This is a genomic window from Peptoniphilus ovalis (genome assembly GCF_018919265.1).
Classification (GTDB): Bacteria; Bacillota; Clostridia; order Tissierellales; family Peptoniphilaceae; genus Peptoniphilus_A; species Peptoniphilus_A ovalis.
Map to the genome: position 1 here is coordinate 249,245 of NZ_JAHLQO010000001.1, position 18,033 is coordinate 267,277.

Below are 18,033 nucleotides of genomic sequence, written 5' to 3' on the forward strand. Positions count from 1 at the left end.
TGACTGGTCACGAGATGAACGGTCTTCACAGTGAATCTGAACTAAGTGAAGATGAACTGATGAAGAACCTTATGCATGCGAATATAAAAAAGCGACTGAATAAAGAGCTTTTTTAGATGAGTCGCGGCCCCTCCAAGCCTCCCCAAAACACCTTGACGCTGCTGAAAGTTCAAAAAAATCGTCCATGCTAAATTTTCAAAACTCACTTCGTTCAAACAAGTTGAAAATTCTTAACGCTTAGACGATTTTTTTGTTAATTATATGCAAAATTGCAAACCTCATTTATTTGAACACTTTAAAATAGTAGATAAATTCTCAGTAAGATTTTAAAGCCTATTCACTAAAATTGATATTAAAAATATTTAATCAATAACAATCATGGCAAGTGCCATTGCTGATATTATAATCAGTGCAAAAATCAATATGCTTCCAGCGATAAAATTCATTTTAAAGTTTTGCAATTTTTCGTTGGAGTCTTCGTAGCTTTCACTTATAAATTTGTAATTTCCCCTGTATTCAAACCAAGCGTATAAAAATGTTGCAATTCCAAGTAGAACTAGCAGTATGCCAATTTTATTGGAGTATTCAAAGTTTTTGGAATTCTTAAGTACTTCTGATATAGTCACTCCTGCACCTGCTATTGCAAATCCAGTTCTTATCCAAGCTGCGAAGGTCCTCTCCGATGCAAGCAGTGATCTGTTTTGTGCAAGTGAAGTTCTTTTTTCTGCCAATTTATCTGAATCTGCTAAAATTTTTGTTTTTTCGCTCATAGTGACCTCACTAATCTAAATCCAATATTACAAGCCGAAGAATTTGCAGTTGTGGAGTTTCTTGAAGCAACTCTGTACCTTTTGCAATAATCTGGCGAGCAAAGAAAGGATCCGCCTCTTAGCGACTTTAGATTTCTCGTATAATTTTGATTTTCTTTTACAAATTCATCTCTATCTTTTTTAGTAAATTCATTAAGAGAAATTCCCCCATCATTTATGCACCATTCATAGACATTTCCACAAACTTGATAGAGACCAAAGTCATTGGGATAATAGGAATCAACTGGAGCAGTTGCAATATATCCATCTTCATCTGTGATGTAGTTTGGGAACTCACCTTGATAAGTATTTGCCATATGCTCTTTATTTTTTACTAGCTCATCTCCCCATGGAAATCTCGTAGTTGTGCCGGCTCTTGCGGCGTACTCCCACTCCGCTTCTGTTGGAAGTCTTAGACCCTTCCAGTTTGCATAGACCATGGCATCATTGTATGAAATATGCACCACAGGATGATTCATCTTATCTTCTATGCTTGAACCATCTCCAGTTGGCTTTCTCCAAGATGCGCCCTGGACTTCAACCCACGCACTTTCTGTGCTAATAGTTTCAATTGATTTCTTAGGGTCTAACAAATAGTGAAAGACAAAGGATGATCCATATCTTTCAGCTTCTGTTACATAGCCCGTCTCTAGGAAAAATTCTAAGAATTCTTCGTTAGTCACAGTGAATTTCATAATTTCAAAGGGCTCAATTTCTACCTCAACGCTGGGTCCTTCCATGTCTTTTTCAAAGCCTTCATTTAAATCGCATCCCATTTTAAATTTCCCACCAGGAAGAGCAATCATTTCATTTTTCATCTTCATGACCTCTGTTTAGCTCATCAACATATTCTTTGTAATTGTCCATCCAAGCAAGTTGTTCCCAGTCTCCAGTTGGCAAATCTCGTTGATTTTCTTGAGATTTTCCAGGAGTTGATCTTCCTCTTAATATATAATCTTTTAACTTTTCTTCAAGTTTTTTAGCAATTTCAGGATATTCATCAATTACATTGTTCTTCTCAGAAATATCTTCTTTTAAATTGTAAAGCTCTGTTGGTTTAAAGACTTCTTTAAAAGATTCTTCATTTCTATCGTAATTCATATCAAGTCCGCCGCCAGTTGTTAGGATTAATTTCCAAAATCCCTCTCTTATGGAAAGTCCACCATTGCCTGATGAATGCACAATGTCTTCTCTCACATCTTTGTCTTCGCCCTTCCAAAGAGATAGGTTTGATATACTGTCTTCTGCTGCATCATCTGAAATATCTGCCCCGAGAAGTTCTGCAATTGTGCTGTATAAATCTGAATGAGAAATCATGTGATTTGACACAGTTCCCTTTCTAATTATTTTTGGATAGGAGATTATCGTCGGCTCTCTGTGACCGCCTTCCCAAATATGCATCTTGTGACCTCTGAACTCCATGCTTGAATCGTGGCCCTTTTCCTTTAATTCATCAAGTCCCACAATTGAAGAAACACCATTATCTGATGTAAAAATAAATAAAGTGTCATCAAAAATTCCAGCTTCATCAAGCTTGTCTATTATCTCGCCCACATAGGAATCAAGCTGCAACACAAAATCTCCATAATCGCCAATTCCAGACTTTCCTCTAAACCTTTTTTGAGGAATTATCGGTCCGTGAACTAGGTGATTTGGATAGTACAAAAAGAATGTATCATCATTTTTTATATAATCATCTAAAATCTCCATCACCTTTTCTTGAAGCTGATCTGGAAGATTGTATGGGCTGTGTTCTGGTGCAGCAACTCCAAGCTCAATTGCCTTAGGGTTTGAGCTGTCAATCCTTGAAATATCGCCATTTCCCATTACATAAATTGGCTCTGAAAGTGGCATGTTATTTTCAACAAGCACATAGGGACCTTGATCTAAAGATGCATTAGTACCCAAGAAATAATCAAATCCATAATCATTAGGTCCGTAATTTATTGGCTTAGTATAGTCGATATCTGTACCTCTTACAAAGGGCTCACCTGTTGTGTTTCCAAAATAAGGTCTTCCCTTTTGATACTCTGGCTCTTTCTTTTCGATATATTCTCTGTCAAGACCGTATTTTTCATAGTCCTTATCATCTTTTAACGCCCAATCCATGCCGAGATGCCACTTGCCAATGGCAGCAGTCTTATATCCATTTTCCTTCAAGAGATGTGCCAAAGTCTTTCTATCCTTTTCTATTAAAGTTTGTGAATCTCCTGGAATTACACTTGATTTTAGTCTGGATCTAAAATTGTATCTTCCAGTTAAAAGCCCATATCTTGATGGAGTGCAAAGTGCAGAAGTTGCGTGAGAATCGGTAAACATCATACCTCTCTTAGCAAGTCTATCTATGTTTTTAGTATTAATTTTCGACCCTTTATTAAAGCAAGAAACATCGCCAATACCTAAGTCGTCGCAAAAAAATAAAATAATATTTGGTTTTCTCAAAATTTTCTCCTTTCTTTAATTAATTAATTTTATATATCCAATCAATAATATCCTTAACTTATAATTAAAGATTAATAAAAAAATGAGCTATAGCTCAATTTTAAAATCTTTTTTCTCTTATTAATGTAATAATGTATCCAATTATTTGAATCGCAAAAACTGCACATAAATGAATTCTAAACAAATTGTAACTTCTATAACCAATAAAGTAGAATATTAAAATTATTAATAACTCTAAAGATAAAAATATCAAATTAAAATTTGTCCAATTAATATAAGACTTTTTGTAAACGTCTTTATTTTCAACAGATTTTTTTGAATAGTATCCTGAAATTTTCCAGCCTTTTTTATAAAATTCTCTTAAATCATCGTAATCTGGAATGTATTTTCTCTTAAAATAATAAGCGATAATAAAATAAATAGAAACAATCACACAAAAATAAATTGCATTGTCATCATTCATTTTAGCTCCAAAGATATAGTCCTGGAATAAAATTAGAAAAATCGCCAAAATTAGTAAAAAAATCACATCAACAAGTATATAGTTTCTCTTTAAATATTTCATATTAAAATTATATCAAAAAAGGACCTCGAAAGGCCCCTCTATAAATTATAAACTAAAATCAATTTCTGGTCCTATTGGCACAATTTGATTTGGATTTATCATATCATGTGACATATAGTAATGAGTCTTGATGTGGTCAAGGTCCACTGTTTCGGCTATTCCATCCATGTTGTAGATTTCTCTTGTGTATCTCCAAATATTTTCATAGCTTGTAAGTGGTCTTAGGTTGCACTTAAAATGTCCAAAATAAACTGCATCAAATCTCACAAGAGTTGTAAAAAGTCTAATGTCAGCTTCTGTAAATCTATCTCCAACAAGATATTTATTCTTTGATAGAATTTCTTCGATTTTATCAAGAGCTTCAAATACATTTTTTGCCTCTTCTTGATAAACTTCTTGTTTTGTAGCAAATCCTGCCTTGTAAACTCCATTGTTTATTCTGTCATAAACATAGTCGTTTATCTCATCTATTTCATCTCGCAAATCTTCTGGATAATAATTTCCTTCCTTTGCTCCTAAATCATCAAAGGCTTCGTTAAAAATTCTAATAATATCAGCAGATTCGTTGTTTACAATTTTTTCTTCTTTCGTATCATATAAAACTGGTACTGTAACCCTTCCTGTGTAATCAGGTTTTACATGAGTGTAAAGTTCGTGAAGATACTTAAATCCGTGTACATTGTCTTTAGTTGCGCCTGGATAATCTTCAAAAGTCCAGCCCTTGTCAAACATTAGAGGACTTACTATTGAGAGACCAACTATATCTTCAAGGCCCTTTAATTTTCTAACCATTAAAGCTCTTGAAGCCCATGGACAAGCAAGTGAAACATATAGGTGATATCTGCCTTTTTCAGCAGGATATGCCTTTTTAGTATCATCATCAATAGTTCCATCTTTCGTTATCCAATCTCTAAAGGAAGAATCCTTTCTCACAAACTTTCCGCCAGTTGATTCAGTATCATACCACTGATCTTGCCATTTACCTTCTACTAATAATCCCATAGTCATCTCCTTTTATTTCTATAATTTTATATTTAAATTCCTATTATATATTCTACCCATTAATTTATAAATTAAAAAAGGACTATCCTAAGATAGCCCACCTTTAAATAATTTAGTTTTCTTCTGCAACATCTGCTTTATCAAAATTTGTATATTTTGAAAGTATTTCCATAAACTGTTTTCCAGTTATTGTTTCTTCTTCTAACAGGAATTCTGCAAGTTCTTTCATTGCGTCTTTATTGTCTCTTATTAGTTTTCTTGCATTTTCTTGGCAAGTTTTAATTGTTTTTACTATTAGGTTGTCGATTTCTTTTTGTGTATCTTCTGAACAATTCATGCTGCCTTGATCTCCCATATATCTTGAGCCAGAGTTTTGGAACTTAACCATTCCAAATTCATCTGCCATTCCATATTGAGTTATCATTGCTCTTGCCATATCTGTTGCTTTTTCTATATCATTTGATGCTCCAGTTGATACTTCGTTAAATATTACCTCTTCTGCAGCTCGTCCACCACATAATGTTGTGATGTGATTTATTAAATCGTCACGAGTGTATAGGTTTTTTTCATCTTCTGGAACTTGCATAGTGTAGCCCAAAGCTCCCGATGTTCTAGGTATTATTGTAATTTTTTCAACTGGTTCTGATCCTGTTTGAAGTGCTGCTACAAGTGCGTGACCAATTTCGTGATAAGATACTCTCTTCTTTTCTTCTGGAGATAGGATATCTTGTTTTCTTTGTGCACCTGCAATTACAACTTCAATGGATTCTTGTATATCTTCTGTTGTTACTACGCTGTGGCCCATTCTAACTGCACGTAGTGCTGCTTCGTTTAATATATTTGCAAGTTGTGCACCACTTGCCCCTGCAGTTGATCTTGCAATCAATGAATAGTCTATATTTTCATCCATTTTATAGCTTCTTGCGTGAACTTTTAATATTTCAATTCTGTCTTTTAATGTTGGAAGTTCAACTCTAATTTGTCTGTCAAATCTTCCAGGTCTTAATAGGGCAGGGTCAAGAGTTTCTGGTCTATTAGTTGCTGCAAGCATTACTATACCAATATTTCCGTCAAATCCGTCCATTTCTGTAAGAAGTTGATTAAGGGTTTGTTCTCTCTCATCATTTCCAGAAATTCCAGCAGAATCTCTCTTCTTACCAATTGTATCGATTTCGTCAATAAATATTATACAAGGTGCGTTTTTCTTTGCTTCGTCAAATAATTCTCTGACTTTAGCCGCTCCACGACCTACAAACATCTCAACGAATTCTGAACCTGCAATTGAATAAAATGGCACATGACTTTCCCCTGCAACTGCTCTTGCAAGAAGTGTCTTACCAGTTCCTGGAGGTCCTACAAGTAATGCTCCCTTAGGACATTTTGCTCCAATTGCTGTATATTTTTCAGGATGCTTTAAATAGTCCACTATTTCTACAAGGGATTCCTCAGCTTCCTCTTGACCTGCAACATCTTCAAAAGTCACAGTTTCTCCAGTTGGCACGTATTTTTCAATTTTTTTGCCACCAAAGATTCCGCTAGCTCCGCCGCTCATATTTCTCATTCTCTTAGTCATTGCTCTTTGTAGCAAGAAGAATAAGAATATTGGAACTCCCCAAGTCATTAGAAATGACAAGAAAATATTTGGTTTTTCAGGTATTTCTGATGCATAATCTACATTTTTTTCTTCAAGGTCGTGAACTATTTCAGGGTCATCCATTTTTCCTGTCTTATAAACCTTGTTTTCTTCACCTTTTAATGTGTATAAAATTTTGTCTTGTTGAAATTTAACTTTGTAGATATTATCGCTGGCAAGGCTTCCTCTAAAATCTGAATATGTAGCATTTTCTACACTATTTTGATTTAGCGTTGGAAGAATAAGCCAGTTTAGTGCAAATACTGCAAGTATTGCAATTAGATAATAACTAAGTAAATTATAACTGGGTCGATTGTTTTTGTTATCTTTATTATCTTCCATTCTTTCCTCCTATTATAAATTTAATAAATTTGTGTGATAGAAAAGAATTTTATTTGCGTTATATTTGTGAATTTATTTAAAAAAATAGCCGAATCATAATAATGACCCGGCTTTTAAAATATAATCAAAGGTCGTCTTCTATCACTGAAGATTTAGCATAGGCTGATGGCCTAGCCTCAAAGAAGTCTGTCTTTATCTTGTTTGGATCAGAGTATTCTGATACCCATTTCATTGATTCTGGTTCCTCAATATTTTCTTCGAATAAATTTCCAAAACCTAAATTTCTAGATCTCAAATTGCCAAGATACTTGATGTAATCTTCAATCATCTTAGAATTAAGACCTCTTATGTCATCTCCTATGACATATTTACCCCAAGATACTTCTTCTTCAACACCTTTTTTAAGCATTCCTTTATAAAATGAAATATCTTCATCTGTAAATACTTCTGGATTTTCCTTTTTAAGTTCAAGGATAATGCTTCTAAATAACCAAAGATGAGTGTTTTCATCTCTATTTATATATCTAATTTCAGAAACTGTACCAGGCATTTTGCCCATTCTTCCGAGGTTATAGAAGAATGAAAATCCTGAGTAGAAGTAAATTCCTTCTAAGATATAGTTGGCAATTAGAGCCTTCATAAAGTTTCTAAGGGTTTCTTCTTCGTAGAAGTCTTGATATTGATCTCCTATAAATTTATTTCTCTTTAATAAGAATTCATCGTCCTTGTATTGGTAAAGTATTTCATCTCTTTCTTCTGGAGAGCAGATTGTATCAAGGATATAGGAATAGGATTGTGAGTGAATGGACTCTTGATATCCCTGAATTGAAAGGCATAAATTTATCTCATTTGCTGTTACATAGGACTGCAGCTTTGGAATTTGTGCAGTTTGTAGTGAATCAAGATAGATTAAGAAAGATAAAATCTTATCATAAGCTGTCTTTTCATACTTATCAAGAAGTCTGTAATCCTTAATATCTTGCGATAAATTAATTTCTTCTGGTATCCAAAAGTTATTCATAGCTTGGCGGTACCAATCTGATGTCCACTTGTACTTTAAATTGTTGAAATCATTTAGATTTGTGGTATTCCCATCGACAACTCTTCTCTTTGAAGTTTCGATATCTCCATTTTCATTAAATAATCCTCTTTTTGAAAGTTTCATAATTCCTCCTACCTCTTATGATGCACAATAATCGCATTCTTCAACTTCAAGCGACTTACTTCTCACATAGTAAACTGATTTAATATTTTCTTTACAAGCTTTAATATATAGATTTAAAATCTGTCTCATTGTATATTCAGTAGTTATATAAAAGTTAATTGACTGAGATTGGTCAATATGTCTTTGACGGATTGATGCCGCTTCTATTACTACATTTTGGTCGATTTCATGGGCATTTTCGTATAGCCAGAATGTCTTTGGAGTTAGGTCTGGCGCTACTCTTGGAAGGATTGAGCCCTTCTTTTCTTCTAAGAAATATCTATTCATTACAGGGTCAACACCTGCTGTTGTTGCAGAAATAATTGAAGTAGATCCAGTTGGTGCAATCGCCATTATATAGCCATTTCTAAGTCCATTTTTGTGAACTTCTTCGCGTAGTTTACTCCATTTTTCGTCATTATAATCTCTTAAATCGAAATACTCTCCACTATCCCAATCTGAACCCTCAAAGAAATCATAGCTTCCCTTTTCCTTTGCAATTTCCATTGAAGCTTTAATTGCGTGGAAATTGATTCTTTCATATAAATCATCTGCCCAAGCTAGGTGCTCTTCAACATCTGTAAAGGCAAATCCTGCTTTTACAATGGCGTGGTGATATCCGCTTGTGCCAAGTCCAATGGAACGGTATTTTCTATTAGTTACCTTGGCATAAGGAATTGGATAGTAGTTTAGATCAATTACATTGTCTAGTGCTCTAACAGTAGTCTTTACAATGTCTTCTAGTTCCTTGTCATCTTCTACATTTATATTTCCAAGGACAAGTGATGCAAGATTACATACTACGAAATCTCCAGGTTTTGTAGTATTTACAATAACTTCATCTCCATCAACTGTTTCGATTTTAGTTTCTAGAGTTTCAATTGCACTCATATTTTGCATGATTTCTGTACATAGGTTTGATGAATAGATAATTCCCTTGTGCTTGTTTGGATTCATCTTATTTACATTGTCTCTATAGAATGCAAATGGAGTTCCAGTTTCTGTAAGTGATTTAATAATAAGTCTTACTAAGTCCTTTACAGAGATTTCACGTCTTGAAATTTCTGAGTCATTTACACATTCGTAGTATTTTTCTTCCCATTCTTTTCCATAGTAATCTTCAAGGGCAAATCCCTTTTTAGTTAAGATTTCATGGGGATCAAACATATACCAAGTTGCGTTTATGTCATTTTCTGCAAGTCTAAAAAATAGATTTGGATAAGAAACCGCAGGGAAGATGTCGTGTGCCTTCATTCTGTCGTCCCCATTATTTGTACGAAGTTGTAAAAATTCTGGAATGTCCTTGTGCCATACATCTAAATAACATGCAACAGAACCTTGGCGAACTCCCAGTTGGTCAACTGCTACAGCAGTGTCATTTGCAAGCTTTATCCATCTAATTACACCACCTGCAACTCCTTTAAATCCACGAATATCAGATCCAGTGGCTCTAACTTTTCCAAAATAAAGCCCCATTCCGCCGCCATGCTTTGAAATTTGTGCAAAGTTGTCTATGGAACGATAAATTCCTTTTAAAGTGTCTGGAACTGTGTCTATAAAGCATGAAGAAAGCTGATTGTATGGCTTTCTTGAATTGGACATAGTTGGAGTTGCGACAGTTACCTTTAAAGTAGAATATATGTCGTAGAATTTCTTTGCCCAGTGAACTCTATCTTTTTCTGGAATGGCAAGGTGCATTGCAATCCCCATAAACATCTCTTGCACAGACTCTACAAATTTGCCATCATGCGAGCGGATTACATATCTCTTAACAAGTAAGTCAAGACCAGAATAATTTAATAATTTATTTCTTTCATTATCAATATAACTTTCAAGTTCTGCTATTTCTTCTTCTGAATAATTTTCTAAAATATAGCTTCCGTATAAATCTTTTTCTGTTAAGAATTTAATCTTTTCATAAAAGTTATTGATATTGTATTCAGCTAAATTTTTTGCAATTTTATTTTCTAAATCATAATTTAAAAATAATGCAGCGATAAATTCCCATCTTGGAGAGTCCTTTGTAGTTAGCTCACTTGCAGCCTTAATTATTTCTGATAAATAAGACTCTTGTGACTGATCCTTTTTAACAAAGGATTCAAACTTTCCATACAAATCCTCAAGGGGATATCTCTCAGCATCGTAATCTTTTCTAATAGATTTTAAAATCTTGATAACATTGTTGTCTGTGATAAACTTTTCGAATTTAGAAATAATTTGTCTTTCTTCAGAATGTCTATTTCTGTAGAGAATATAAGCTTTAACAACTTCAATTTCCTTTTCATCGATTAGCTTTAACTCAACTAAATCTTGAATTTCTTCAACAGTTGGAGGGTTTTTCTCGTCGTAATTTTTCTCCAACTCATTTTGTATATCAATTGCATATGCCTTAGTCTTTTCAGAATCGTATTCTTTTCCCGTAGAATCAAAGGCCTTTTCAATGGCATTTTGAATCTTTGTATGATTGAAATCCACTTCTCTTCTATCTCTTTTTAATATTTTCATAAATCCCCCATATAGTAGATTTTTTAATAATTTTTAATAAATTTATACTATATGTTATCACAACTAATAATAAATAAATAGTCCTTACATCTCAAATTTTATAATTTAAGTATTGTATATATTTAATACAATAATGTAGCTTAAAGTTATTGATATAACATAATTTCAAGATTATAATATTATTAAGATTAATAAATAAAAAATTTTAATTAATCTTAATATTAAAAGAAATGAGGGAGAGAAACGAAAAAGAAGTATAATTTAGTCTTTCTAATATTAATGCTTTTGCTTTTTATAAATATTAACGTATTTGCAGAAGAAAGTAATTCAGGAAATTCAACAGATTCTTCTATAGTTTCATCTCCCACTGAAGTAGAAGGTACTTCAGAAAATGAGGTAGATAAAAATATAGTGGCAGAAACTGAAGAAACTAGCGGTGTTAATGAAACAGAATATGCTGCAGACTCACACCCTGATAACAATGAATCAGATTTACTAAAAGATTATGGCGAAAACCATGATGTCGTAGAAGTTAATTCTGAAAAACCTAAGTCAGAAGAAGTTCCTGCAACTACAGCCGAAGGTGAAGGCACAGAAACTTCAGTAGAAAATCCTGAAAATAAACCAGATGATAAAAATCCTGAGATTAACACTGTTTCAGAGACTGAAAATCCAAAAACTGAAGAAACTAAGAAAAACAAAAATCAAGTTGAAACTTCTGAAGATCTAAAAAAATTAGATGAAAAAATTAAAAATGAATCTGATGCTAATAAAAAGAAAGAACTTCAAAAAGAATATAATGAAAAATATCTATCTGAAGTGGAAGCATCAGGCAAAGAAAAACTTGATGAAAAAATCTTAGAGCGATTTACAGATGAAGAAAGAACAAAACAGTTCTACGAAATTCAAGCTAAGAAAAAAGAATTAGCTGAGAAAAAAGAAAAGGGTAATTTGACTCAAAAAGATATTGATGAGTACAACAAAATGCTTGGTGAGTTTGACCCACCACGTCTTCTAAATGAAAATGAAAAGACAGCTCTTGATAAATTTAATAAGAGTATTTATATTCCAGGTTTAGACAATGCAAGCGACGAATGGAATAAAAAGTTCGAAGCTTATGAAAAAGCTAAAAAAGATTTAGAAAATGCTCTTAATCCTGAAAATAAGTCTTTAGACCCTGAAGAACTTAAAAAATTAGAAGATGATTTTTATAAACTTCAAGATGCAATCCAAAAGGGAATAAAAAATGGCGATGTAAAAGCTAAATTTACTAAAGGAGAACCTGAAGTAAATGTTTTTCCACTGGACTTCATTGGCGGACTTGGAAATAAGATTGAAACAGAAAAAATTTATATTCCTGACAACACTCCTATTAATTTGCTAGTTCAAGTAAATAAGGATGAGGATAATAAAGAGTTTACTTTTACAATCACTCCAGACACTCCAGAAAAAATTGGAACAGAAGTTCCAGAAGCTGATGTTAAAAATTTAGTATTTTTAAACGGAAATCCAGCAAATCTAACTAAAAATAAAGATGGATCCTATTCCTTTACAACTAATGTAGAATTTGGAATCGCTCAACTTAGATTTAATATGCCTGGATTTAAGGGACCTTTCCACAGTGGCTTTAGATTAAAAATGAAAGCCGGCGAAACAGAAGCTTCTAAAGAATTTTTAATAACTAAGAAGGGTTATGAAGATGAAGCTAATATTGCTGGTCCTGGAAGTAAAGAAATCAAAAATGCACCAGAGATTGATGCAGGAAGTACTGAAAATTCTATAGTAAATTCTGACACAGAGAAGGTAATAGATTTCTTTGGTTATCTTAAAAAATCAAATACTTACATTGATAAGGTAACTTTTAATTCAGGTAATGGAGAGTCACTTCCACTATCATCTGTAGAAATTACTTTTACACTTCCAGAATTTAATGGTAATAAAGCTGAATTTATTAACAAATCTGGACTTAATTACTATAAAAACACTGATGGAACTTACACTTTAAAGCTTGATACTAAGACATTAGGTGGAAAGCTTACTAAAGATAAAGATGGAAAATTATTTTTAGATGGCAAAGAGCTTACTAAAGAAAATATCACTGATGTAATTCTTGAAAATGGAAATAAGAAAGTTTACATCGATGAAAAAGGTAATTCTCACAATGTAGAAGTAAATGAAGTTTTAGAAGGTGGAGATTATAAAGTTGAAGGTGGAAAGCTTGATAAAAATGCTAATGGTAACTACTCTGAAGTTGGAGAATTTGGAAAAGAAATTCAAGATGAAAACTTTGGAAAAGTTAGAAAGCTAGAAAAAGATGGCACAACTTATATCTTAAAGGGGAATAAATTAATTTCTTATACAAATGAATACAAGGTATTTGATGGTCATGTATCTAATAAAGATGATAAAGCTGACTCATCAGTTACATCAACAGTAGCAGGTAATCAAGTAACTATTGTTGACGGAGATAAAACTTCCTATGGTGGAACTATAATCGAAGATGGAATATATGACAGTAATAAAAAATATTTCAAAAAAGATGGTTATACTGGATTTGAATCTGCTTTAATTGACAATGGTAAGAGAGTTGATATTAATTACGACGAAAAAGATGTTGTAGTCGATGAAAAAACAAAAACTAAGACAGTTACAATAGATGGTAAAACTTATAAACTTGTTGAAAATGCAGTTTTTGATAAAAATGGATATATTATCTCTAATCTTGAATACAAACCAGGACCTACACTTGTAGATAAGTTTGGAAGACTTCAAAATGATATAACTGTTACAGGAAATGGTGAAACTTACAAATTTACAAAGACTACTAAGTACAAGGATTCTGAAGGTAATGAAAAAGTAGATACTCAAAAACAAACTTCAGGAGAAAACATTAAAGTTGATAGTAAGGCTAGACAAATCTTTGTAAATAATAAAAATTATGTAGTAGATCCTTCAACAGGCTATGAAGCTATTAAGGGTAAATACTATTACAATGGCACAAAATTTGTCCCTGCTGATGAAAAAAATATTAAAAAGGACAAATTCTTTGAAAATCTTAAAGAAACAACTCTTGAAAAAATAATTAAAGAGTTCTACAAAGATGGTGATAAAGAAGTTAACCTAGAAAACAAAACAACTTTAAAGGGCAACAAAGATGATTACTTCGTATCTGATGGCAAGACTTATGTTAAAAAATCAGATGCAAATGGTGAATATTATGTAAATGTAGATGACAATTTAGATGTTTTATCAGAAAAAGAAATTGTAAAAATAGTACAAACTCTTGGCAAAGACAAAAATGCAAAAACATTAATCACTGATGAAACAAGTATCTTTGATGCATTTAGAAATGCCAAGTTTGGTCTTAGATTCCCAGGATTTTTAGCTGGAAAGGACATTGTCTATAATCTAAAGGCAGATGTCAAAGCAAAATATCCTGCGCCAGTATTTAATACAGAAACTAAAAAATGGGAAATAAAAGAAATATCAATTTTTAAAGATGATAAAGGCAAAGCTGCAGAAACTAAAACTGTAAATAAGTACTTTACACTTAAAAATACTAAATCTACAAGTAGTATGTTTTTCAAAAATAAGCCAGAAGAACTTGGAAAAATTCCAGATATAAACTTCTTTAATATTTTCTATCGCGATGGAAGTGATAGAGATAGAGACGCTTATATTTTAAATCTTCTAAAAATAACTGAAGAAGAAAAGGCAAAAGAAGAAAATAAAAAGAAGGTAGAACTTCTTAATTTACTTCAAAAAGAACTTGGTAGACTTTACAATGGAGCTAAGTTTGAATTAAATAAAAATAAAGATGGTTTTGTTATTAAGAGAGATAATAAAACTATTAATATCGATCGTTCACTTCTTTGGGAAATAGGATTTACTAATAATGGTGGCGGAATATTCCCAGAAGATCCTGATTCAACAATTATAATTGAAGATCACAATATGGACAATCGTCTAATATATGATGAAATTATAATTAATGATACTAAGGATAAATGGGAAAAAGCTAAGAAAGAATTTGAAGATAAAGAAGAAAATAAGGATAAGAAATTCGGTAACGATGAGTATTTCTTCTTAGATCAAATTGACAATATTAGATTTGGCGTAAATCCAAATTATTTTGACAATCGCTTTGTACCACTTGGACAAGGTTTTGTCATTACTGTTGAAGATATAAAAACTGCACTTAATGGAAATGGTGAAATTGGAAAAGACGGAGATAAGTTTAAGATTAAGGTTACTCGCGATGCTGAAAAGGGACAAATTAGAATTAAAGTTCTAAATGCTTTTTATAAGAAATTAGAAAATAACAAATTCGAAAGTCCAGTTCAAAAGGCATATCAAGATAAAATTAATGATGCAATTAAAGCAGCTGATAATTTAAATGCTAACTCAAAGCAAGATTTAATAGATAGTTTTGCAACTGTTGTAGATAAAATTCACTCATCTACTACTACAACTTGCTACGGTAAGGTAACAGAAAAGTTTAATGAATTAATTTCTAAAATTAAAGATGATGATAAAGATAAAAGTAAAAAATTAACTTCAATTAAAGATTCTTTAATAAAAGAAATTGCAAAATTAAAACTTGGCTATCTTGACAATTCTAAAAAAGAATACAAAAACGATGATATGCGTTTTAACGCCATTAGAATTGAATTAAAACCAGGCACACAAATTGGTGGAGCAATGGATAATTCAAAGACTAAAAAGCTTGGCATCACTTCTGTATTAAATCCCATGATAGATATTCCATACACTGATGAATTTGGAAATATCCTTACAAATAAGGACAAGTATCTAAATGAAGAAATAGAAAATATTTTAAAGAATGGAATAGGCGAAGGAGAAAATAAAAAGTCTTATACTAAGGCGGACTTAAAAGTAGAAGAAAAATATAGAGAAATCTATGAAGAAGCTTATAAGAGAGTTAATGATAAAATTTCTAATGAAGAAATAGAAATCAAAGACCTTGCAGCAGATTCTAATGATAATTACAGAAAATATCAACCAGTTGCAGGCAGTAGCCTTGATTTTAAAGATTTATCAGTAAATGACAAAGCTATAAAAAATAATGCTGGTAAAGATATAAATGGTTTCTTTGATTCTAAAGGAAATAGTATAGAAAATAAGATTAAGGACAAAGACCTTAAAGAAACAAATGCATATAAAAACCTTTCAAATCAAGAGATTGACCTTTCTGCATATTATATGTCAAAAGATGGCTACAATAGAAAATTCTATGAAAACTTCGCAGCATATAAGCTTGCAAAAGAAGGACAAGGCCCTGGAATCTTTAAGGATGAAAGTAATTGGAAGAAGACTATTTGCTACGAAGGGCTTGGCAAATGTATAGAAATTGCAGGCAAAGATTCAAATGTTGATAAAACACCTGCACAAGATGCTGCTGAAAACAGTGGAGCAGCTAATTCTAAATTTGAATTAACTTATGAACCATCTACTGTTGGTCCAGAAGAAGAAAAACCAAAGGTTGACAAAGATTCTAATAAAAATAAAATTGATTTATCCAAAGAAGATGAAGATAAAAAAGTTGACTTCAAAATTGACATCACTGTAGATAAACTTACAAAGGATCAAAAGCAAATTGCTGAAGCAATGAAATCTGAAAATAATAAAGATAAACAAAAAGATTTATTAGAAGGATATAATGAAAATGGATTCTACGAATACAAAAACGGCTTAATTATTGACTTCTTGCCAGATGTTTTTGAATTAAAGAATGGCGAAACAACAATTACACTTAATGTTGATAAAGTTAAGTTGATGGCAAATGGAGCTAACGCATCTTTTAATGAAGAAGGAAAGTTTGAAGAGTTTGAAAAGAATATTAAATATTTATATGTAGAAGATATTAATGAATATTTAAAAACTCTTCCAAAGGATAAAGCTGAAGTTCTTAAAAAAGCCATTGATCAAGCAATAGCTGAAAAGAGAATTAAAGAAAATTCTAAACAACAAGCAGTACTTGCATGGCTTCCAACTTTTGAAGCACCACATGGATCTTCAAATCAATTTACTTTTAAACTTGAGAATTTAAATGTAAATATTAAAAAGTTTAAGGAATATGCTGATCCACGAAACCTTGGACAAATTTACAAAAACCATGCAGCCTTTGGAAATAGTGCTAGTTTCTTATTTGATGATAAACCAGTTCGAATTACTGATGGACACAAGGGAGATGTAAATAAATATCTACAACTTCTTGACGAAAAGGGTAATGTCCTAAATAAAGAAGAAGCAGATGGATGGTTTAAGGGAAGTGCTGAGATTAAATTTGGAGACAAATTTAATTATAAGATTAGCATAAGACGTGATAGTGGAATTGTCGACACAGGAATTGCTGATACAAGCTACAAAGAATGGTCTTTAGACGACTTATTCCCTTCAAAAAGAAATAATACTTTCAAGGGACTTAAATCTGTTCTTAGAGATTTTGTAATTGCTCCAGATGGATTTGAAGTTGAATATCTAATAAATGGAGAGTACAAAAAACAAAGTGAAATCACAAAAGATGATCTTGTAAAAGTAACAGGCATTAAGATGAAAGCTGGCAAGGCAGGATTTGCTGACAAGACTACTCAAGAATTTATCCTTCCAATGATGATTCCTGAGCTCGATGCTAAAATTGAAAATGGTAAAGTAATCTATATTGGAATTGACGGAGAAAAACACGAACTTGGAAATGCTGATGAATTCTTTAATTTAAAAGATTTAGTGAATAAAGATAAAGAACTATATGCTGAAAACAGCGTTAAAGATTCTAATACTGTTACTATTTATCTTGAAAAGGAAAGATTTATCAAACTTTACAAAGAATTCGTTGAAGCAGACGGAAAAGAAATTAAAAAAGACCGTCCAGAAGTTAAATTTGACATTTATCAAATTATAAAAATAAATGGCAAAGAAGAAAGAATTAAGTTAAAGGAACAATTGACTTTAAACGAAGCAAATAATTTTGTAGATAAAGTTAATCATCTTCCATTATTTAAAAAAGTTACAACTTTTGATGAAAATGGAAAAGCAAAAGTAGAGTTAATTGAATATTCTTATGAAGTTAGTGAAGTTCCAGTTGAAGGATACGAAGGTAAGGTATTTAAGTTTGATTCTAGTGATGAGTTGGGATTTGTATTAAAAGCACAAAATACAAAAAAACCAAATAATCCACCAGACACACCTGAAAACCCACCAGAAGAACCTAACACTCCTCCGGGAAATCCTCCTGAAGAGCCAAATACTCCTCCAGGAAATCCACCGGAAGAACCTAATACACCTCCAGATACTCCAGATGAACCTGGTAAACCAGAAGAACCTGTCACTCCAAATGTGCCAGAAAAACCTGAAAACCCAGATAAACCTGGTATTCCTAATAAACCAGATAATCCAAATGAAGTTCCAAAAACTGGAATAGAGGATAATTTTGGACTAATGTTATTAAGTGGAGCAGTATTAGTTTTACTAATTGCTTACAGAAAAAGATTTGCAAAATAATTTGTGAGAA

The 18,033-nt window shown here is 32.1% G+C and carries 9 protein-coding genes; 1 reads left to right on the forward strand and 8 read right to left on the reverse strand.

The genetic code is table 11. The features are described from left to right. Positions 1 to 362: 362 nt before the first annotated feature. The 8 genes from KQI68_RS01150 to KQI68_RS01185 all read right to left on the reverse strand — a co-directional run bounded on the left by KQI68_RS01150 (position 363) and on the right by KQI68_RS01185 (position 10,502). Positions 363 to 770: a YidH family protein gene (locus KQI68_RS01150; RefSeq protein ID WP_216548181.1), complete on the reverse strand. Its 408-nt coding sequence runs from the start codon at positions 768 to 770 to the stop codon at positions 363 to 365. Further along, positions 767 to 1,627 (reverse strand): formylglycine-generating enzyme family protein, encoded by an 861-nt coding sequence (locus KQI68_RS01155; protein WP_216548182.1) that lies wholly within the window; start codon positions 1,625 to 1,627, stop codon positions 767 to 769. Before KQI68_RS01155 ends, KQI68_RS01150 begins: the two co-directional genes overlap by 4 nt. Next, positions 1,617 to 3,251: a sulfatase family protein gene (locus tag KQI68_RS01160; RefSeq protein WP_216548183.1), complete on the reverse strand. Its 1,635-nt coding sequence runs from the start codon at positions 3,249 to 3,251 to the stop codon at positions 1,617 to 1,619. Before KQI68_RS01160 ends, KQI68_RS01155 begins: the two co-directional genes overlap by 11 nt. A 100-nt stretch (positions 3,252 to 3,351) precedes the next feature. Next, the gene (locus KQI68_RS01165) at positions 3,352 to 3,816 is read right to left on the reverse strand and encodes a hypothetical protein (protein ID WP_216548184.1); all 465 of its coding nucleotides are present in this window, start codon (positions 3,814 to 3,816) and stop codon (positions 3,352 to 3,354) included. A 45-nt stretch (positions 3,817 to 3,861) separates the two neighbouring features. Beyond that, the gene (locus KQI68_RS01170; protein ID WP_216548186.1) at positions 3,862 to 4,818 is read right to left on the reverse strand and encodes a glutathione S-transferase family protein; all 957 of its coding nucleotides are present in this window, start codon (positions 4,816 to 4,818) and stop codon (positions 3,862 to 3,864) included. Positions 4,819 to 4,930: 112 nt separating this feature from the next. Further along, on the reverse strand, positions 4,931 to 6,793 hold the full coding sequence (gene ftsH, locus KQI68_RS01175) for an ATP-dependent zinc metalloprotease FtsH (RefSeq protein ID WP_216548188.1): 1,863 nt from the start codon (positions 6,791 to 6,793) through the stop codon (positions 4,931 to 4,933). Between the two features lie 124 nt (positions 6,794 to 6,917). After that, complete coding sequence (locus KQI68_RS01180) at positions 6,918 to 7,958, reverse strand: ribonucleotide-diphosphate reductase subunit beta (RefSeq protein WP_216548190.1); 1,041 nt, start codon at positions 7,956 to 7,958, stop codon at positions 6,918 to 6,920. Between the two features lie 15 nt (positions 7,959 to 7,973). Beyond that, positions 7,974 to 10,502 carry a ribonucleoside-diphosphate reductase subunit alpha gene (locus tag KQI68_RS01185; protein WP_216548192.1) on the reverse strand — a complete coding sequence of 843 codons (2,529 nt, stop codon included), beginning with the start codon at positions 10,500 to 10,502 and terminating at the stop codon, positions 7,974 to 7,976. 279 nt (positions 10,503 to 10,781) lie between these two features. On the opposite strand from KQI68_RS01185, the gene KQI68_RS01190 reads away from it, so the two are divergent. Next, a complete protein-coding gene (locus KQI68_RS01190; RefSeq protein ID WP_216548194.1) occupies positions 10,782 to 18,023 on the forward strand; it encodes a hypothetical protein in 7,242 nt (2,413 codons plus the stop codon). Positions 18,024 to 18,033 lie beyond the last annotated feature (10 nt).

Coding starts and splice junctions, on each gene's coding strand:
- KQI68_RS01150 (WP_216548181.1), bottom strand. CDS start 770: ATGAGCGAAAAAACAAAAATTTTAGCAGATTCAGATAAATTGGCAGAA.
- KQI68_RS01170 (WP_216548186.1), bottom strand. CDS start 4,818: ATGGGATTATTAGTAGAAGGTAAATGGCAAGATCAGTGGTATGATACT.
- ftsH (WP_216548188.1), bottom strand. CDS start 6,793: ATGGAAGATAATAAAGATAACAAAAACAATCGACCCAGTTATAATTTA.
- KQI68_RS01155 (WP_216548182.1), bottom strand. CDS start 1,627: ATGAAAAATGAAATGATTGCTCTTCCTGGTGGGAAATTTAAAATGGGA.
- KQI68_RS01190 (WP_216548194.1), top strand. CDS start 10,782: ATGCTTTTGCTTTTTATAAATATTAACGTATTTGCAGAAGAAAGTAAT.
- KQI68_RS01180 (WP_216548190.1), bottom strand. CDS start 7,958: ATGAAACTTTCAAAAAGAGGATTATTTAATGAAAATGGAGATATCGAA.
- KQI68_RS01185 (WP_216548192.1), bottom strand. CDS start 10,502: ATGAAAATATTAAAAAGAGATAGAAGAGAAGTGGATTTCAATCATACA.
- KQI68_RS01165 (WP_216548184.1), bottom strand. CDS start 3,816: ATGAAATATTTAAAGAGAAACTATATACTTGTTGATGTGATTTTTTTA.